The sequence below is a fragment of the Vibrio litoralis DSM 17657 genome (genome assembly GCF_000426765.1).
Lineage (GTDB): Bacteria > Pseudomonadota > Gammaproteobacteria > Enterobacterales > Vibrionaceae > Vibrio > Vibrio litoralis.
In genome coordinates, this window is sequence record NZ_AUFZ01000016.1 from 332,771 (window position 1) to 351,405 (window position 18,635).

Sequence of the window (18,635 nt, forward strand, 5' to 3'; positions counted from 1 at the left end):
GCTGTCATGTCTGGAATTTCACGTCGTAGATTTTTAAAAGGCTCTGGTGCTACAGCGGGTGCATTGGCGATCGCATCAATTCAACCAATGCCAGCTTTTGCTGCTGAACCGAAAATTGGCCGTACTGATGGCAAAGTCCTAACAGCAGGGCGTATGGGTATTTTGCTAGCTGAAGTACAAGATGGAAAATTAGTGAAAACCACTAATGCACTGCCTCAAACCGTGGTTAACCATCTTCAACAAACCGGCCCATCTCAAGTTCATACTAAGGCTCGTGTTAAGTACCCGATGGTGCGTAAGGGCTATTTAGTAAACCCAGAAAACCCCGAAGGTGTTCGTGGACAAGACGAATATGTCCGAGTGTCTTGGGAAGAAGCATACAAGCTAATCAATGAACAACATGGCCGGATTCGTAAGACTTACGGTGCAGAAGGTATTTTTGCAGGTTCTTACGGTTGGCACTCTAGTGGTGCATTGCATGATGCGCGAACCTTGTTGCAACGTTACATGGGATTAGCGGGTGGTTATGTAGGCTCATTAGGTGATTACTCAACCGGTGCTGCTCAGGTGATCATGCCTTACGTAGTAGGTTCTATTGAAGTATACGAGCAACAAACTACTTATCCTGTCGTATTAGAACATTCTGATGTGGTTGTGCTTTGGGGGATGAACCCAATTAACACACTTGAGATTGCTTGGACGGCAGCAGATGGCCAAGGTTTAGAGTTTTTCCATCAATTGAAAAAATCTGGTAAGACGGTCATTGCAATTGATCCTATTCGTTCGGAAACGATTGAGTTCTTTGGTGATAATGCGCAGTGGATTGCTCCGCATCCAATGACCGATGTGGCATTAGCGATGGGTATTGCACATACCTTAGTGAAAAACGGTAAGCATGATGTTGAGTTTATCGAAAAATATACTCACGGCTTTGATAAGTTTAATGATTACTTGTTGGGTAAAACAGATGGCGTAGTAAAAGATTCTGCATGGGCAGAAAAAATTACGGGTGTACCGACGAAACAAATCGAACTGTTAGCGGATATTTTCTCTAAAAATCGCACCATGTTAATGGCCGGTTGGGGTATGCAGCGTCAACAATTTGGTGAGCAACGTCACTGGATGATCGTGACCCTTGCAGCAATGCTTGGTCAAATTGGTCTACCCGGTGGTGGTTTTGGTTTCTCTTACCATTATTCAAATGGTGGTAACCCAGCGCGTGATGCGGGTATTCTACCTTCTATCTCATCTAGTATTAATGCGGGTGCTAATGCTGGTGGTGATACAAGTTCTTGGTTGAATACTGGTGAGGGCGTTGTTAACGCTTTACCTGTTGCTCGTATTACTGAGGCTTTAGAAAATCCAGGAATGCAGTACCAACATAATGGTCACACACTCACTTACCCTGATATCAAGATGATTTGGTGGTGTGGCGGTGGTAACTTTACTCATCATCAAGATACTAACCGTCTTGCAAAAGCATGGCAGAAGTTAGAATTAACCGTTATCTCTGAAATCTACTGGACTGCTGCTGCTAAGCACGCCGATATTGTTCTTCCTATCAATACGAGCTTTGAGCGTAATGATGTGGTTATGGTTGGTGATTACAGTAGCCAATTCTTATCACCGATGAAAAAAGCAGTAGAGTCTCAATACGAATCTAAGAGTGACTTTGAAGTGTTTGGTGATCTATCTGAGCATCTATTCAAAGGTGGACGTGATGTTTACACCGAAGGTCGTGATGAAATGGAATGGTTAAACCATTTCTACAAGATTGCGCAAAAAGGTGGTCGTAACTCTCGTGTTCCTATGCCTAACTTCACGCATTTCTGGAAAGAAAACCAGTACATTGAAATGAAGTGGAACGAGAAAAATGCTAAGTTTATTCGTTACGCAGAGTTTAGAGAAGATCCAACTATGAATCCTCTTGGCACGCCAAGTGGTAAGATTGAAATCTATTCGAAGACCCTTGCGAGCTATAACTTGCCAGATTGCCCAGCACACCCAACATGGTTAGAGCCTACTGAATACACCGGTTCTGCTAAAGAAGGAGAGCTGCAGTTAATGACCGCGCACTCAGCGTATCGTTTACACAGTCAGTTCAACTATGCTGATATCCGCAAAGAGTATGCGATTGCAGGCAAAGAGCCTATCTTGATCAACAAAGATGATGCGGCAAAACGTGGTATTAAAACAGGCGACATCGTTCGTGTGTTTAACCAACGTGGTCAAGTTCTAGCGGGTGCTGATGTGACTGATGGCATTAAGCAAGGTTCGGTATGTATCCACGAAGGTGCATGGCCAGACTTTGATCCTAAATTAGGTATTTGTCGTAACGGTGGTCCAAACGTATTGACGTTGGATATTCCAACTTCTCGTCTTGCTAATGGCTGTGCAGCAAACTCAGCGCTAGTAAAAATTGAGAAGTGGGTAGGCGATGCGCTTGAAACACAAGCCTTCTTACCGCCAAAAGGTGCAGATGCTTAATTGCTAAGTTTAGAATTTAATAAGACTAAGTTCTGAATAATAAAAATCCGAGTCAAATGGCTCGGATTTTTTATGTACTAAAACTGAACCCCAAGCTCTTTTAAGTCTTTTTCGCACTGTTCTGCAGTTAGAAATTGAATCGCATACATACCAACACTTTCTGCTCCCTTCACATTGTTTGGCATATCATCAAGAAATACCGTTTCTTTTGCTTGTAAAGAATATTGATTTAATAGGGCATGGTAGATTTCAGCTTGTGGTTTTAATACACCGAGATCGGCTGAGACTATGGTGCCATCAAATTCAGACCAGAAAGAGTAGGTAGATTTTAAGTGTTCGACAATGTCGATTACGTTATCCGTCAGTGCGTAAACGTTATAACCGGCAGCTTTAACTCGCTTGAGTAAATCTATTGAGCCATACAATAAGATTTGAGTTTGTTTTACGTAATAGAAGAGTCGCTCACACTCTAACTCGGAAAGCGCAATAGACTGTTGGTAGAGTGATTTAGCCTCTTGCTCCGTTATTTTGCCTTTATTTAAATCTAGCCAAATTTCACTTTGAAAAATTGAATTGCAGCGTGGTTGAAGATCATTAACCTCGCCAAAAGTAAGGCGAGCAATTTCTAATGGCGACCAGCGAACGATGACATTACCGATATCAAATACGACATTTTTGATGTTTTTGGATTGCATTGACTTTCCTCTTTCACGATGACCAGTTGGCATCTAGTTTAGCCAAAGGGCAGCAAAGTATTGTCAATAAAATCTAACTGTTTCGATGACACTCCCTAAGGGCAAGTTAAAAAACTTTATGTCGCGTGAAATTGAACAGAGATAGGATGACTATAATCCTATTCAATTTTCCTTGCCTAAAGCTTGTATTATTCTTGCTGAAACCCACATCTTGAAGTTACTTAGGTATATTACTCCGTTAGGCTGAGAAGCCCAAATTCCAAAAACATCTTAAAATAGTCATCATTATGACCAAATGAGGTTGAGTGGAAATAAAGCTGATTTTTTGTAAAAAACAGGCCCCAATATATAGTGCAAATAAATGGCAAAATATTTTTCATACCCTCAAGCTATTTAAAAAATACAGTGTTAAAATGTGTGACTTGAATCACGTTACCCCTTTATCTTCAGGATCCTAAACATGACCGAAAGAGTGCCTCGCCATCAACAATATTTACGAGTATTGGCGATGGGTTTTAGTGCTTTTATCTTTAATACCACTGAGTTTGTACCTGTGGGTATTTTAACCGATATCGCTCAAAGCTTTGATGTCACTACGGCGAAAGTCGGTTGGATGCTGACCATTTATGCTTGGGTTGTGGCGCTGTTTTCACTGCCTTTAATGCTGCTTACTCGCAAGGTTGAGCGCAAGACATTACTACTGTGCTTATTTGGGGTGTTTTCGGTTAGCCATATTTTATCCGTATTTGCATGGAGTTTTCCGGTCTTGGTGATTAGCCGGATTGGCATCGCATTCTCTCATGCGATTTTCTGGTCGATTGCTGCCGCGATTGCGATTCGAGTTGCTCCTGCAGGTAAAAAGACTTTTGCCTTGAGTGTACTCGCGACCGGTACTTCTTTGGCGATGGTACTGGGTGTGCCGCTTGGACGTTTGATTGGCCAATGGTTTGGTTGGAGAACCACCTTTGCCGTGATTGGCGTTGTTGCGTTTGTCATGATGCTGCTACTCGCGAAGTTGTTGCCTAAGCTGCCAAGTGTTTCGACGGGTAACTTAAAAAGTTTAGCCGCGGTATTTAAAAAGCCAGTTCTGATCGGCGCTTACTTATTTACTTTCTTAGTCTTTACCGCTCATTACACGAGTTACAGTTATATCGAACCGTTTATGCATCAAGTAGGCCAAGCCAATAGCTACTTTACGACCTTCTTACTGCTATTGTTTGGTGGGGCAGGTATTGTTGGTAGTGTGATGTTCGGCATCTGGGGTGAAAAGCACAATACTCCGATGCTGCTTGGAAGCGGTGTTTTACTGGTTATTTGTATGCTTCTACTTAGTCTTGTGGCTCAGTCTACGTGGGGCATTAGTGGCTTGATCTTCGTCTGGGGCGTTGTGATGATGCTTGTACCAGTGACCATGCAAGTGAAAGTCTTCAACATTGATAACGATGCTTTTGAAGTCATCATGTCGATGTATTCAGGCATTATTAACTTGGGCATTGGTGCGGGCGCACTACTAGGCGGTAAGGTCATTCTTAACCTAGGCTTACCTAATGTGGGTTATGTCGCCTCTGCTATCGGTCTTGTTTCTATGTTAGTGCTTGTTGGCTTATTACGTAAGTATCCGGTTTTGCGTTAAATCGAGCGATAAAAAATGGAGGGAACGATGCCCTCCATTTAGCTGAATACTAGTCTTTAATATTACCGGCACCGGCATTCTTAAGGACATATTTCTTCAAGTTTTTCGCTTTCTTCAATTTATAATCATAAGTAAATGATGGAATCCAAAATGCTTGAGGATCTTCAGGGTTTAGTGCTATCACAGGCATATTTGCACTGGAGCTTTCTGATTTAGCTACCGCGAATGGCATTAAATCGACGATTTCATCGTTAACAAAGTTTCCAGAAGAATAGAAATAAGTCCCACATTCTGCTTCAGAATACCCAGCTGCTGTACATTTATCTCGGTTCGATGTTTTAGAACTGAAGCCGATGATTTTTGACCAGTTATCTGTTCCTTTGATGTTAAAGACATTATTTTCAGAGTAAATCTTAGATGCAGTGCCTAAAATCACCGCATCGCCCATCTTATAGACTGTTTCTTCAGCATTCGCATTTAGGTTGTAGTAATTGTTATAAACATGAACACGACCAAAACGAACTCTTGGCATGCGCTGACCAGTATTTTCCCAATAGTTATGGTGGAAGGTGACATCAATCGCGCCTGGGCCATAATTGAGTTCAGGTTTAGCAGAGTCACTTCCCCCTAAAAGGTTGGTCTTATCATGGTCTTTAAAAATGTTATAAGAAACGGTGACCTTGGTTGAGCCATTGGTAATATCGACTAACCCATCATGATGTTGAACTTTTTGTTCTTTTTGGTTGTATGGAGCTTCAAATACCGGTGGGAATTGATCATCCGTACGAGTTCCATCACTAAAGGTATTATGATCTATCCAGACATTTTGAGCGTTATTAACGGTAATAAGATCATACTCAGAGTTCCAGCGGCCGCCAGAGATCGATTCACAACCAGCAGGGTTAACGTCATCGTTAACGTAAGTTTCGCTGCAATTTCCAATGCCAAATTCGTTTTTATCAATTTTGAAAGAATCGGTAGGGCTCCAAGCGGGGAAATAGTCGAAAGCATCAATAAACGTAATGTTTCTAATTACAATATTTTTTACTGGCTCAGCACCTGCTGAACTATTTCCGAGAACGAGACTACCGTGTTGAATAATTGGATTCTCACCGACACCTAATATGGATGTATTCGATCCGACTTTAAAGACAGTGTGGTTTTGCTGAGCTTTTTGAAAGCAAGATCGCATCTCTTCTAAAAAACCATGAACGGGAATGGGTCTGCCATTACTCGCTAGATCTTGTTTATTCCACTCTAATGGATTGTAGGTGTCGCGGTAATCAGCATAAAAATCATCATAATCTTGATAGCCTGATTGTGGACAGCTTTGCATAAATTGATCACCAGACACCGAAATGCCCGCGGTGTTTTCAGCAAGGTCAATGGTACCTTTGATATAAATTAATTTTGATTCATGACTAGGTTCGTTGCTTAAACTTGCGTCTTCTGAACCGTATAAAGCAGTAATTAATTCTTGGCGATTTGTGACGACAAATATCTCAGATTGTTCTGATCCTTCACCACCGGTGACAGGGCCATCTACCGCAGCCCATCCATCGGCACCTAGTGATGATATATCCCATTTACAACCAGTTAATGCCGTTGCAACAGCTAAACTTAGTACGATTTTTTTCATAATTCTCATCCATAAGGTTAATATTATTAGGAATTCTATTTATAGAACCTACTTTCCATAAATTAAAAACGATGTTTTATTTATTTGCTATTGAACATGGTTTTGACGAGAAAATGACCAAATTTAATGATCAAGTTCAAAAAGTTTTTAATTGAGAGAGCGAAGGAGTGAGTCAATAAGTTCTGAGTTTTAATGTAGTATTTCCACCATTGGGTGAAAAAAGTCACAATCAAGTACTTTCAAGGGTAGAATAACCTATATTTTTAATAAGTTATTTTTCTCGACTTCTTTTTTAAAGGAACATATCCCTATGAAACCTATTGATGAAGCTTCTCGCGTGTTTGTGAATAACATGGTCGAGTCAGCCATCCGTATCGGTTTGATCTTTATTTTGGTGTGGGGCACGTACCACATTGTTCAGCCTTTGATTTTACCGGTACTTTGGGGGGCGATCATTGCCGTCGCATTAAACCCTTTAGTGAACATATTGACTGACCGTATCCGTGCCAATCGTACCGTTGCCGCAACCATTGTCACTGCCGTTAGTATTTTGATTTTGATTGTTCCTTTCGCGCTGATCTCTACCTCTATTTATGATGGTTTGATGTATTTGACCAACATGGTGACATCGGGGGAATTAAAAGCATGGACACCAAATGTTGCAATCAAAGAGTGGCCTCTAGTTGGAGAGCGCATTTTTGACGGGCTAACCTACTTAACGCTGCACATTAAAGAGCTGGTGGTTCAGTTTCTGCCACAGATCAAAATGGTGCTGACGAAAATGCTATCGACCTTTGGTAGCGGGCTAGGTAGTTTGATCATGTTCTTATTATCATTGGTGATCGCCGGTGTATTTATGGCCGCCAGTGAGCCAATTTCGAACGTAGTGACTCAGGTATTCGAGCGTAGTGCTGGTGAACATGGCAAGCATTGGGCCAATATGTTGGCGAATATTATTCGTAGTGTGTTGGTTGGCGTTATCGGGGTAGCGTTTATTCAAAGTGCGATTATCAGTGCCGCCTTGTTTACCTTCCATATTCCTGCCGCTGGGCTAATTAGCTTATTGGTATTGGTGCTGTGTATTGCTCAACTACCTGCGATTTTGCCGTTATTGCCACTGTTTGGTTATATGTATTTCACCGCAGATTTAACCTCATTTATTATTTTCACCGTGTGGGGTTTATTGGCAGGTTTGGCTGATAACGTGCTAAAACCATTGCTGATGGGGCGTGGCTCTCTAGTACCTATGCCTATCGTTGTGATTGGTTCATTAGGCGGGATGATGTTTGCCGGTATTATTGGTTTATTCCTAGGTGCAGTGGTGTTGTCACTATGGTGGGGCGTATTTACGGTGTGGCTCAATACAGAAAAAGCAGAGAGCGAGAACGTATAAATTAGCTTGAATAATTCCATTTAGTTTAAGACGCTAAACGAATAGCCACTGATAGCGATTTAGCATCAGTGGCTTTTTAGTTGTAGGGATGAGATAAACGATGGAGAAGGAGATTCATCTATAACCATTTGATTATATTGTGCGCACTTAAACAGAAATGTGCAGAAAAGGGCTTTTTTTTTCTCTCGGTTGTGGCATAGTAGCTCCCGTCTTCCAAAGACAGCTTACCCAGTAAGCGTGCGTCGTATAATGGCTATTACCTCAGCCTTCCAAGCTGATGATGCGGGTTCGATTCCCGCCGTACGCTCCAAATCTTCTAGCTATATTTCTCCAAGCGACATTATTCCAATATAAATATTTGATAAATGACACTCTTTATTGAGTGATTTTGTGCATCTATTGGTTGAGGTTTTACCTCTTTTCATTTATTTCAATACCCGCTCAATCCATCTTTCCGCTGTTTGACTCCATTGGTCATGCGAGCCATTTTTATCCCGTAAAGCAAAGCCGTGTGGTGCTTGCGGATAAATATGAGCTTCAACATCGCCGCCAGTCCGGTGAGCGGTTTTTATCATGTTTAAAGCGTGGTCAATTGGTACGGCTTGGTCATGAAGTGGGTAGGCTAAAAATACCGGAATTGCTGGAATGCCATGAGGCTCGGTTTCGATTCCAATTGGCCATGAGTTATAGAAGTCTTGTTTTTCAACCGGTGGGTAGTCTGGTTTGCCTTGTGGGTATTTATAGTCTTTATGATTGGCATTAATTGGGGCGTAAGCGATCAAGGCTCCGGCAGCTTGAATTATATCAGTTTGACACGCCATCACGCCGGCTAGGTGGCCGCCTGAAGATAAACCAATATGAAGCAAAGGTAACGAGTTACGCTGTTTAAGAAATTCTAGGCAGGTTAAACCATCTTGCAGCGCAATATCCGCTGGATAAACGCCACCTAATTCGTTGTTAGTACCAGGAAGGCGATGTGTTACCACATAGGCATCAATACCGATACTTGATAGCCACTCAGCAATCTCCAATCCTTCTTTATCATGAACAAGTTCTACATAGCCACCGCCAGCATAAATCAAGGCTTGTGCCTTTGGTGTATCCGCTTGAAAGTTATGCAGTTCTAACCGGTTAATTTGAGAATGGATTCTATCGGGATAGCGGCCTTGTAAGACATTATTACTACCATCAGATAAGCAAAATACGGCTGTCGGATCTAAGTGCTTTTCCATTTTAAACTCCATGAAATCAAAATATTGCGACTATGGTTATGGGTTACAGTTGAATGAAAAACACCGCCCAATGAGAAGGCGGTGTTGAATCTTAAAGCTCTAATTTATAGGTAGGTTCTTAGGTATTCAGATAAGCACAATATCGCCATCGCTTGACCGTAAGGCATTGAGGTTAATGGGATATTACGGTAGTAATCCAAATCAGAGCCCATCGCAGTACCAAATGATGTGTTGATTAGCTCACCATCTTCATTGATATAGTCACTGATTAAGTTATCTACTGCTTTGTGAGCAATAGGTAGGTATTTAGCATCAAGGTAGCCTTTGCGAGCCGCTTTCAAAATACCGTATGCAAAACCTGCCGACGCTGATGATTCAGTGTAAGAATCAGGATCATCAAGTAGGGTAGTCCATAGACCATTTTCATTTTGGCTAGCGGCTAACATTTCTACCTGACGTGATAGCACGTGTTCTAGGTGACGACGGTAAGCGTCGTGTTTTGGTAAATCGAGTAGCTCTAAGAAATCAGGAATAACAATAGTGACCCAACTGTTGCCACGTGCCCAGCGAGCGTTAGCAAAGTTATGGTGTCCATCAAACGTCCAACCGTGGAACCATGCGCCGGTTTGGTTATCCATCAAGTATTGAATATGGGTTAAGAATTGGTATTTCGCTTCTTCAATATATTCAGGTTTATTCAGTAGAAGGCCAATTTTGGTCAGTGGCATCACGCTCATCATCAGCGTGTCATCCCACATTTGTTGGGTATTTTCACTGTTATAAACAATGTGCTGAATACCACCGCCAGCAGTACGTGGCATCTCATGCATTACGTACTCTGCCCAAGTTTCTAAATAAGGCAGCAGGCTTTGATCGCCAGTTTCTTCATAACGGTAAGCCAAGGTTAAAAATGGGCAAACCGTATTGACGTTCTTGGTGGCTTGTTCTTCTGAAAAGCGGTCTTTGAACCAGTCATCAATGATTTTCACAACTGCTTGGTCATTGGTTTGTTGGTAGTACTTATACATACCGTAAAGGCCAATGCCGTGGGTCCACTCCCAACCAGCCCAACCTTTGGTATCAATGGTTCTGCCGTCATCAAGGTGAAGTAAGAACTCACCAGTTTCATCTTTAATATTAATAAGGTTATTGATCAGTTTATCAATTTGTTTAATAACATGGCTACGCGGATGCGGACGTTCAACGCGAGCGAGTAACTTACTGTGTTTTACTGGAAAAACTTGCATGTGAGAGACCTCTGAAAATTACATAACACCAAGTAATCTTGGTAAGAATAAAGTGACGTTTGGTGAATAAGTGATAATCATTAACACTAAAATGATCGCAATATAAAACGGAATTAAAGGCTTGATAACATCTTCGACTTTTACTTTACCAACGCTTGCCCCAACGTATAAGCCACTGCCGACTGGCGGAGTTATCGTTCCAATCGCAAGGTTGTAAACCATGAGGATTCCGAAATGGACAGGATCTACACCAATCTGTTTCATAATTGGTAGTAGGATTGGCGTAAATATTAAAATAGCGGGACCAATATCCATGAAGGCACCGACCACAAGTAAGAATATGGTGACTACCATTAAGATGACTAGTGGGTTATCGGATATACCAAGCAGCATTGCACTTAATGCTCCTGGAATACCTGTTATGGACATTGAGAATGACATTGCAGACGATGTCGCAAGCAAGAACATGATGATGCCCGTCATGACAAAGGTTTGAACTAATATCCCCGGTAACTGTTTGATACTTAATGTTTTATATAAGACCAATGTTAGGTATGCAGTGTAAATAACCGCAACAGCAGACGCTTCTATTGCTGTAAAAATACCTTGAACGATTCCACCTACAACAATGACGACCAGTAATAAGCTAGGTAAAGCATCTTTGGTTACTTTCCATGCCATCCCTTTTTGTAATGGAAAAAAGACTGTGTAATTATTCTTTTTAGCCACGAAGTAGGTAACAGCCATACAACCAATACCCCATAAGCTACCAGCGACTAAGCCGCCAGCAAATAGTGCGGCAATCGATGTTCCGCCACTCGCAAGAGCATATAGAATGAATGCGGTTGTTGGTGGAATAAGCATTCCAGTTGGCGCAGAAGCAATGTTTACCGCAGAGGCAAAGTTACGGTTATAACCTTCTTTTGCACTCATTGGGATCATTACACCGCCAATTGAGGTAGAGGCGGCAATCGCCGAGCCCGAGACTGCCCCGAACATCATGTTGCCTGCGATATTAGTGTAAGACAATGAGCCAGGTACTCGGCCAGTAAATAGCTTGGCAAAGTTAACTAGCCGGGTCGCAATACCACCGTTATTCATTATTACCCCCGAGAGGATAAAGAAAGGCACGGCTAATAAGGCAAAGCTATCTAAGCTGGAGAACATTTTTTGCGCGGTAGAGAACATCGCGACATCGAATGGCAATACCAACATAATGGTTGCACCAGAAGCGATGACAATACATAAACCAATTGGGGTGCCAAGTATCAGTAAGACGACAAATACAGACACTAAAAGCGTTGCTGCGTAAATTGGATCAATCATTTTTCTCTCCCATTACTGCTGCTGAAGAGGGATAGCTTGTTTCAGTTTTATGTTGAGCAACATAATCAATAATGTTGAGTACGCTATAAACAATGGTAAGCACGCCAGAGATTGGTAAGGCGTAATAAACTTTACCCATAGGGATTTGTAGGACAGGGGATACCTGCATCATGGCATTATTTACTACTTTCATTCCGCCAATGATCAAAATATAAATTGCAAATGCAATAAAGATAACCTGCAGTATAATTTGCCAAATATGGACTAGCGTTTTAGGGCATTTATCCAAGAATAAAGTTAGGCTAATGTGTTCTTGTTTACCTGAAACATAAGCAAGACCAATGACCGATAACCACACTAATGAAAAGCGTAAAAATTCTTCCGAGAAAGTACTCGGGGAATTAAAAATATAGCGACTGATCACCTGCCAGCAAGCGACTAACACCATAATAAACAGTAACGAGCCACCAAATATTTCGATGGTTTTATCGAGTATGTATCTAATTTTGTTCATAACAGCCTCAAACAGCATAGGAGGTGGAAGGGAAAAGGTTTTTCCCTCCCTGTATTGTTATTTAGTTATGTTGAGCTGATTGAATTTGTTCATATAATTTGAACAGCTCAGGTTTTTTCTTTAAGTCGTTATAGATAGGTTGTACTGCTTTTTGGAAAGGAGCATGCTCAACTTTATTGAAGGTTACACCAAACTCCGATTCCGCTAATTTGCGCGTTTTTGCCATCTCAATTGACCAAGCTTGTTTTTCAATTTCGATTGATTCTTGGATGGCCTCTTCAAGTGCTTTGAGTTGATCGGGAGTCAACTTCATCTTAGTGGTATTACTCATTAAGATGACATCTGGTATACGAGTGTGCTCATCATAGCTATAGTATTTAGCAACCTCACCGTGACGAGCAATGGTCAGTACAAATTCGTTATTTTCCGCACCATCTAAAATGCCTTGCTGCAATGAGGTATAGACTTCGGCTTGGCTCATTGCGATAGGAGATGCGCCAAGTAATTCCATTGTTCGAATTGACGTTTCACTTTGCATGACACGAATTTTTTTACCTTTAAGGTCAGAGACTTTCTCAATTGGCCCTTTAGTCATATAAAAGCTTCGAGCACCAGAGTCATACCAACCCACACCAGTAAAGCCCATTGATTCGGTTGACTGATAAACTTGATCCATAATGCTTGGGTCTTCCATCACCTTATAAAAGCTTTCTTGATCATTAAAAAGGTAAGGGAGAGAAAAGACACCATAAACAGGAGAGAAGCTTTCAAGTAGTCCCGAAGAGACTTTAGTGATATCAACGACGCCAACTTGGGTCATTTCAACCAGTTCACGTTCACCACCGAGTTGTGCGTCGGGGAAGTATTGAATTTTAACTTCACCATCGGTTTTCTTTTCAACAGCTTCACCTATGTATTTCAAAGCATCTTTGACCGGCTGGCTATTTTCGGCATAAGCGAGTTTTAAGATGGTCTCAGCTGAAGCGGTTGAAGCTAAAGGCATTAATACGGCAGTACCAACTAATACTTTATATATGAGGTTTTTAGGAAACATAAGGTTCTCCACATTATTGTTATATTTTCAGTTATATCGCATACAGGCGACATTGATACACCTGACTACTATGCCACTTTACGGTTTGGCATAACCTTTACTAAAGTAGTGTTATCTTGTCATAGGGGGAGGGAAGCAACCTTTGCAAAAATGCCAACCTTAACTTTGCTTTGTCTTTTTTGGCGAGATTGTCAGGTTGGATTCACAAAAGAAGAGAAAATAAAATGGTGATATATTGTCTTCTTTTGTGAAGATATTTTTAGAATGAATCACGATTCTTATCGATAATCAGATGGTGACTTTTGAGTGACTTTTTTGAATTTGGTACTGAAGTAGTTACTGTCGGAATAGCCCACTTTAAACGCGATATCAGTGATGGATAAATCGGAATACTGCAGCATTTGGATGGCATTGTTAATGCGTACTTGGTGTAAGTAGTTATTGAAGGACAAATTGGTAATTTGTTTTATTTTTCTGCTGAGTGTTCTAGTTGAAAGCTGAAACCTATCTGAAATTTCATCAATGTTGAATTCTTCGCTGTAATTATGTTTTAACCATTCCATTACCTGCATGACCTTATCATCCATGCCTGCGGTTTCTATTGGGTTGAGTTTGCCTCTGTGTAGTTCAACAATGAGCTGTTGAAAAAGAGCTTGAGCCATCAGTTCAGAACCAGTGGTCTGGGAGTGAAGTTCACGGTCTAGCATTTTGATTAATGGGTCGATTTTTTCCATCGAACTAGTATTAATGTGCCAGCTTTTTTGTTCGCTATCACTACCTGGAATGTAGTCTTTGAGGCCTGCTGGCATATAGATGGAATCTTTACGAAATAAGATATTGGACAGATAAAGACTATCGACGTTTTCAAATAGGTGGCGGTCTTGAGGATCGACAAAACACACCTGGTTTTTGGAAATATTGTTAGGCGTATCATTTATTACATGTGTACCAGTGCCTTTTGACACAATGATTAGCTCTTGAAAATCATGAGAGTGTTCAGGAAAGTTTTCCTGTGGTGTTCTGATTTCGGTCGCAATGGCTTTGTTTGAATTAGTAAAAAACTCGTCACTGGTTAGTTGATACATATTGATCCCCTCCTATCAAGCGATGGACAAGACTATTGAACCTAATAGGAAATTACTTTGATGAGATTCTATTAAATGAAATGCCTTTTCATTAATTTTTTATTTTGTGATCAAGGTAAGGAGTTTTAACAATAAAGTTAGGCAGTGCGGATCAAACACTGCCTGATAAGTTCACTTCGTTTGTAGCGGTTATAATCCAAATGTTTCTTTTAAATCTTGCATGGCTTGTTTAGTGACACCTTCTGGTTCATAGCCGCTTGCTAGACACATTAGGAATAACTTTGCACCTTTGTTGGCTACATCAATAAAATCAAAGGCGGTAAGCGCGTCAACACCGGTTGCCACTGCGCCATGTTTTTCCCAAATTGCCACATCATGTTTGGCGAGCTTTTCTTTCGTGCCATCTGCCATCACTTTGCTGCCAGGCATGCAGTAAGGAACAATACCGATACCGCGAGGAACAAACGCGCGAACTTCTGGGATCATTTGCCAGCATACATGCGTATATAGCTCTTCATCATGAGCGTATTTAGGATGATGTGATAGGGCAATCAGTTCAATAGGATGAGTGTGTACCACGCAACGATCGGGTAAACCTGCTTGTTGTTTTTGCATGATGATTTCAACGTGAGAAATGAACTCACTGGTTGGCGCATAATCCGGTAGGTCACGGCCACCCCACAAAATGTGGTATCCGTAAGCGTCATCATCAATACGTAAAATACAACCAGCAAGCTCTGGCTGATCTAATTCACGAATGCGCTCACCAGTGCCTTTTACAAAGAAGATATGTCCAGCACTGTCTCTTGGGAAGCAATCATCACCAACCATAGAAAGCGTGCAGTGTGGGAAGCTATCTAGGCTAGCCGGAAGCTCGCCAAAAATGTCAGTAATGTCGACGGAAATATTCCCGCCGTTCCGTTCTGCCCATTCGCGTTGCCATAGGTATTGTGCGGTTTCTGATACTTTGGCGATTTCATTCTTAACGGCGTCGTTTAAAAAAACTTGTGTGGTTGTCATATCCTAAACCTTTTATAAACAGGGTTTAAATTGAGAAAAGTGATCACTTGATAAGAGACCACTTTGGTTATTTGTTGATTAATCTAAATGGAAGACTTCTGTAATCTCCGTTGAGCAAGGAGACTTGTCATCATTGGTTTTCATGATGTCGGCCATATAAGCCCACCATTTTTGGCAGGTGTCAGTATTGGCAACCTCATTCCAAGCTTGTTCTGATTCAATTTCGACATAGCCAAAAAGTTGATGGGTGTTCGGCTCAAGAAAGATGGAATAATTATGTCCACCATGGGCCTTTAATACTTCAACCAACTCTGGCCAAATTTCATCGTGGCGTTTTTTATATTCAGCATGACTGTCTGGGTTGACCTGCATGACAAACGCTTTACGGATGAGTGGTTTTGACATTGTGTCCTCACAAATGCTGATTGGGTTAGCCGCTGACTAACCCAATAGTGTTTATTATTGCTATTAACGATTGAGCAGCGTTTCTTCTTCGTAGGCTTTTACATCTTGTAGCCATTGCGTTCCGACAGGCACTTCATTACGCATGCAGTAGTAGTCCCATACCGCAGCCCAAGGCATAGAATGACCTTCTTCTAATAACGCTAAGCGCGAAGTGTAATCACCATCAAGTTCAAGTTGTTTAAGGTGATCGCTTGGCTCTAGTAGTGCTTTTAATAGGGCTTTGCGCATATTGCGAGTACCAATCACCCACGCTGCAATGCGGTTGATGGAAGCATCAAAGAAATCCAAACCAACATTGACGCGGTCAAATAAGTTATGGCGTACAATTTCTTTGGCGATTTCTTGAGTTTCAGTATCGAATGACACGATATGGTCACTGTCCCAACGCATTGGGCGAGTCACGTGTAGGATGAATTCATTGACGTAAAGTGAGCATGCACTGATCTTGTCTGAAATCACTTCTGTTGGGTGGAAGTGACCGGCATCGAGACATAGTAGAATGTCACGAGAAGTGGCGTAGCCCATGTAGAACTCGTTGCTGCCAACGGTGTAAGCTTCTGCGCCTATACCGAATAACTTACTTTCTACTGCATCTTTGTGGTACTTGGTGTCAATCTTGTCAGAGATGATTTCATCAAGAGATTCCATTAGACGTTGACGTGGCGCTAGGCGATCCGCTGGCATATCTTTCATGCCATCCGGTACCCAAATGTTCATCACAGATGGCGTGCCGAGTTCTTTACCGAAGTATTCAGACACGCGGCGGCTCGCTTTACAGTGATCAATCCAGAATTGGCGTACTTTTTCATCTGGGTGAGAGAGCGTCATGCCATTTTCACTTAATGCATGTGAGAAACAAGAAGGGTTAAAGTCTAGACCGATTTGGCCTTTCTTCGCCCACTCTACCCAATTTGCAAAGTGTTTAGGCTCGATCTTATCTCGGTCAACCGGCGTATCGGATTCAAGATAAATCGCATGTAAATTCAAGCGTTTTGCGCCTGGAATTAAGCTAAAGGCTTTATCTAGATCTTGACGTAGTTGAGTGGCGTTGGTTGCACGGCCAACATAGTTACCGGTTGCTTGAATGCCGCCACTTAATTCTTTTTCTGGGCTTTCAAAGCCACGCACATCATCGCCTTGCCAGCAGTGAATCGAAATTGGAATGTCATTCACTTTTTCAATAGCTTTATCGGTATCAATGCCCAGTTCAGCGAATTGTTTTTTCGCAATTTGGTAAGCTGTTTCAATATCAGTTCTATTCATGTGAGTAAGCCTTATTTACTTGCAGTAAGCGTTAATAGCTGTGTGAAAATTGTCACAGCCTTATTTAATTCAGGAATGGTGTGTGGTGTGTAGTGTTCAATGGGGAACGATTGACGAATTAATTCGCGACCTTCATCGATATTGGCAATTTCATCGAGCGCGACTAATTGGCCGATAATATTGCCAAGCGATGACGCTTCCGTTGGGTTCGCCTGTACGGGTACTTGGCAGACATCTGCACACAACTGGTTTAAAAACGTATTATTAGCACCACCGCCAATAATATGAATGGAGTCAAGCTCAACACGACTCACTCGTTGTAGGTCACAGAATACACTGCGATACTTGAGGGCTAAGCTGTCGTAAACACAGCGTGATAACTCAGCTATCGTTTCAGGAATAGGTTGATTGGTTTCACGGCAGTAGTTTTGGATCTCAGCGCGCATTGAGCCTGGATTGAGAAAACGTTGTTCATCTGGATTAATCACAGAGCGAAAGGCAGGAACGAGTTTGGCCATTTCAACTAACTGTGGAAAGGTGAATTCTGAAAACTCGGCTTGTAAGCGTTGAACAAGCCATAAGCCCATGATGTTTTTAAGAATACGGTAACGACCATCAGCACCACCTTCATGGGTGAGTTCGAGTGCTGTTGAGGTCGCATTAATAATGGGCTCTGGGCGTTCAATGCCCATTAATGACCAAGTGCCAGAGCTTAAAAAAGCAGTGCTTGGTGAGGCTAACGGTGCGCCTGCGACCGCCGATGCTGTATCGTGACTGGCAACCGAAACAACCGGAATGTTCTGATTGCTTACCGAGTAGTGACCAATCACATGATTCGGTAATTTCGGCTCAAGTAACCACGAGCGAGGAATATCAATGCATTCCAGTAGATGTTCACTCCAACTTTTATTATGGCAATGAAGCAACTGGCTGGTGGAAGCATTGGTGTATTCGCAGTTTTGCACACCGGTTAAACGATAATTGAGGTAGTCTGGAATAAATAGCAGGCGATTAACTTGTGTCAGCCAATTTGGATTTTGTTGTTTTAAAGCAATCAATTGATAAAGAGTATTAAAAGGTAAAAATTGAATGCCAGTTTCCACGTAAACGTCTTGCTTGCTCACGGTATTGCTCAGGAAACTCTCCATTACACCTTGGGTGCGAGCATCACGATAGGCAACAAAATCACCCAGTTCTTGGCCATCTTTGTCGAGTAACACAAAATCAACACCCCAAGTATCGATGCCAATAGAATCGGGTTTAATTCCTTGCTTTAAGACTTTATCGATACCTTGTTTAATATTGTCGAGTAAAAAGTTTAAGTCCCAGCAGTCGTGTCCATTACGCTGAACGAGCTTATTTTCAAAACGATGTATTTCAGATAATTCAATTTGGTGTTGGTCTGTGCAACCTAAGATCACACGGCCACTTGACGCACCTAAATCGACAGCAATTACTTTTTTAGACATCAGAATCACCTTCTTTCTTTGATGCTGATATCTTCGGATATTTGGCTTAAGAAAAACTTAACGAAAAAGACAAGAGGAAAGGGATGTTGTCTGTTTTTTAGAGTGGTGGTTAA

15 protein-coding genes and 1 tRNA gene are annotated in these 18,635 nt (G+C 41.7%); 4 read left to right on the forward strand and 12 right to left on the reverse strand.

The window, feature by feature from the left end; translation table 11 throughout:
- The first annotated feature begins 6 nt into the window (after positions 1-6).
- The gene (locus K358_RS0104745) at positions 7-2,487 is read left to right on the forward strand and encodes a molybdopterin guanine dinucleotide-containing S/N-oxide reductase (RefSeq protein WP_027695743.1); all 2,481 of its coding nucleotides are present in this window, start codon (positions 7-9) and stop codon (positions 2,485-2,487) included.
- 77 nt (positions 2,488-2,564) lie between these two features.
- Here the strand turns inward: K358_RS0104745 and K358_RS0104750 are convergent, their stop codons facing one another.
- Positions 2,565-3,182 (reverse strand): HAD family hydrolase, encoded by a 618-nt coding sequence (locus K358_RS0104750; protein ID WP_027695744.1) that lies wholly within the window; start codon positions 3,180-3,182, stop codon positions 2,565-2,567.
- Between the two features lie 460 nt (positions 3,183-3,642).
- Here K358_RS0104750 and K358_RS0104755 point away from each other — a divergent pair, with 460 nt between their 5' ends.
- On the forward strand, positions 3,643-4,815 hold the full coding sequence (locus K358_RS0104755; protein WP_027695745.1) for a sugar transporter: 1,173 nt from the start codon (positions 3,643-3,645) through the stop codon (positions 4,813-4,815).
- A 49-nt stretch (positions 4,816-4,864) separates the two neighbouring features.
- On the opposite strand, the gene K358_RS18770 is transcribed toward K358_RS0104755, so the two are convergent.
- Complete coding sequence (locus K358_RS18770; protein WP_051241187.1) at positions 4,865-6,454, reverse strand: pectate lyase family protein; 1,590 nt, start codon at positions 6,452-6,454, stop codon at positions 4,865-4,867.
- Between the two features lie 310 nt (positions 6,455-6,764).
- On the opposite strand from K358_RS18770, the gene K358_RS0104770 reads away from it, so the two are divergent.
- Both K358_RS0104770 and K358_RS0104775 read left to right on the forward strand, forming a co-directional pair.
- A complete protein-coding gene (locus tag K358_RS0104770) occupies positions 6,765-7,847 on the forward strand; it encodes an AI-2E family transporter (protein WP_038149702.1) in 1,083 nt (360 codons plus the stop codon).
- A gap of 235 nt (positions 7,848-8,082) precedes the next feature.
- Positions 8,083-8,157: transfer RNA gene (locus tag K358_RS0104775), tRNA-Gly, on the forward strand.
- Positions 8,158-8,272: 115 nt separating this feature from the next.
- On the opposite strand, the gene K358_RS18085 is transcribed toward K358_RS0104775, so the two are convergent.
- The 10 genes from K358_RS18085 to rhaB all read right to left on the reverse strand — a co-directional run bounded on the left by K358_RS18085 (position 8,273) and on the right by rhaB (position 18,522).
- On the reverse strand, positions 8,273-9,079 hold the full coding sequence (locus tag K358_RS18085) for a dienelactone hydrolase family protein (RefSeq protein WP_169716283.1): 807 nt from the start codon (positions 9,077-9,079) through the stop codon (positions 8,273-8,275).
- Between the two features lie 104 nt (positions 9,080-9,183).
- Positions 9,184-10,326 (reverse strand): beta-galactosidase BglB, encoded by a 1,143-nt coding sequence (bglB, locus tag K358_RS0104785; RefSeq protein ID WP_027695747.1) that lies wholly within the window; start codon positions 10,324-10,326, stop codon positions 9,184-9,186.
- 18 nt (positions 10,327-10,344) lie between these two features.
- Positions 10,345-11,652, reverse strand: a complete 1,308-nt coding sequence (locus tag K358_RS0104790; protein WP_027695748.1) for a TRAP transporter large permease — start codon at positions 11,650-11,652, stop codon at positions 10,345-10,347.
- On the reverse strand, positions 11,645-12,166 hold the full coding sequence (locus tag K358_RS0104795; protein ID WP_027695749.1) for a TRAP transporter small permease: 522 nt from the start codon (positions 12,164-12,166) through the stop codon (positions 11,645-11,647). The genes K358_RS0104790 and K358_RS0104795 overlap by 8 nt, the downstream gene beginning before the upstream one ends.
- Positions 12,167-12,227: 61 nt before the next feature.
- Positions 12,228-13,220 carry a TRAP transporter substrate-binding protein gene (locus K358_RS0104800; protein ID WP_038149704.1) on the reverse strand — a complete coding sequence of 331 codons (993 nt, stop codon included), beginning with the start codon at positions 13,218-13,220 and terminating at the stop codon, positions 12,228-12,230.
- Between the two features lie 278 nt (positions 13,221-13,498).
- Positions 13,499-14,305 carry a helix-turn-helix domain-containing protein gene (locus K358_RS0104805; RefSeq protein ID WP_027695751.1) on the reverse strand — a complete coding sequence of 269 codons (807 nt, stop codon included), beginning with the start codon at positions 14,303-14,305 and terminating at the stop codon, positions 13,499-13,501.
- Positions 14,306-14,494: 189 nt separating this feature from the next.
- Positions 14,495-15,325 carry a rhamnulose-1-phosphate aldolase gene (rhaD, locus tag K358_RS0104810; RefSeq protein WP_027695752.1) on the reverse strand — a complete coding sequence of 277 codons (831 nt, stop codon included), beginning with the start codon at positions 15,323-15,325 and terminating at the stop codon, positions 14,495-14,497.
- A gap of 78 nt (positions 15,326-15,403) precedes the next feature.
- A complete protein-coding gene (gene rhaM, locus K358_RS0104815) occupies positions 15,404-15,730 on the reverse strand; it encodes an L-rhamnose mutarotase (RefSeq protein ID WP_027695753.1) in 327 nt (108 codons plus the stop codon).
- A 63-nt stretch (positions 15,731-15,793) separates the two neighbouring features.
- The gene (locus tag K358_RS0104820; protein WP_038149706.1) at positions 15,794-17,053 is read right to left on the reverse strand and encodes an L-rhamnose isomerase; all 1,260 of its coding nucleotides are present in this window, start codon (positions 17,051-17,053) and stop codon (positions 15,794-15,796) included.
- An 11-nt stretch (positions 17,054-17,064) separates the two neighbouring features.
- A complete protein-coding gene (gene rhaB, locus K358_RS0104825) occupies positions 17,065-18,522 on the reverse strand; it encodes a rhamnulokinase (protein WP_027695755.1) in 1,458 nt (485 codons plus the stop codon).
- Positions 18,523-18,635 lie beyond the last annotated feature (113 nt).

What these genes read in the sequence shown, in the direction of transcription:
- K358_RS0104745 (WP_027695743.1), top strand. Translation starts at nt 7, where the DNA reads ATGTCTGGAATTTCACGTCGTAGATTTTTAAAAGGCTCTGGTGCTACA.
- K358_RS0104750 (WP_027695744.1), bottom strand. Translation starts at nt 3,182, where the DNA reads ATGCAATCCAAAAACATCAAAAATGTCGTATTTGATATCGGTAATGTC.
- K358_RS0104755 (WP_027695745.1), top strand. Translation starts at nt 3,643, where the DNA reads ATGACCGAAAGAGTGCCTCGCCATCAACAATATTTACGAGTATTGGCG.
- K358_RS18770 (WP_051241187.1), bottom strand. Translation starts at nt 6,454, where the DNA reads ATGAAAAAAATCGTACTAAGTTTAGCTGTTGCAACGGCATTAACTGGT.
- K358_RS0104770 (WP_038149702.1), top strand. Translation starts at nt 6,765, where the DNA reads ATGAAACCTATTGATGAAGCTTCTCGCGTGTTTGTGAATAACATGGTC.
- K358_RS18085 (WP_169716283.1), bottom strand. Translation starts at nt 9,079, where the DNA reads ATGGAAAAGCACTTAGATCCGACAGCCGTATTTTGCTTATCTGATGGT.
- bglB (WP_027695747.1), bottom strand. Translation starts at nt 10,326, where the DNA reads ATGCAAGTTTTTCCAGTAAAACACAGTAAGTTACTCGCTCGCGTTGAA.
- K358_RS0104790 (WP_027695748.1), bottom strand. Translation starts at nt 11,652, where the DNA reads ATGATTGATCCAATTTACGCAGCAACGCTTTTAGTGTCTGTATTTGTC.
- K358_RS0104795 (WP_027695749.1), bottom strand. Translation starts at nt 12,166, where the DNA reads ATGAACAAAATTAGATACATACTCGATAAAACCATCGAAATATTTGGT.
- K358_RS0104800 (WP_038149704.1), bottom strand. Translation starts at nt 13,220, where the DNA reads ATGTTTCCTAAAAACCTCATATATAAAGTATTAGTTGGTACTGCCGTA.
- K358_RS0104805 (WP_027695751.1), bottom strand. Translation starts at nt 14,305, where the DNA reads ATGTATCAACTAACCAGTGACGAGTTTTTTACTAATTCAAACAAAGCC.
- rhaD (WP_027695752.1), bottom strand. Translation starts at nt 15,325, where the DNA reads ATGACAACCACACAAGTTTTTTTAAACGACGCCGTTAAGAATGAAATC.
- rhaM (WP_027695753.1), bottom strand. Translation starts at nt 15,730, where the DNA reads ATGTCAAAACCACTCATCCGTAAAGCGTTTGTCATGCAGGTCAACCCA.
- K358_RS0104820 (WP_038149706.1), bottom strand. Translation starts at nt 17,053, where the DNA reads ATGAATAGAACTGATATTGAAACAGCTTACCAAATTGCGAAAAAACAA.
- rhaB (WP_027695755.1), bottom strand. Translation starts at nt 18,522, where the DNA reads ATGTCTAAAAAAGTAATTGCTGTCGATTTAGGTGCGTCAAGTGGCCGT.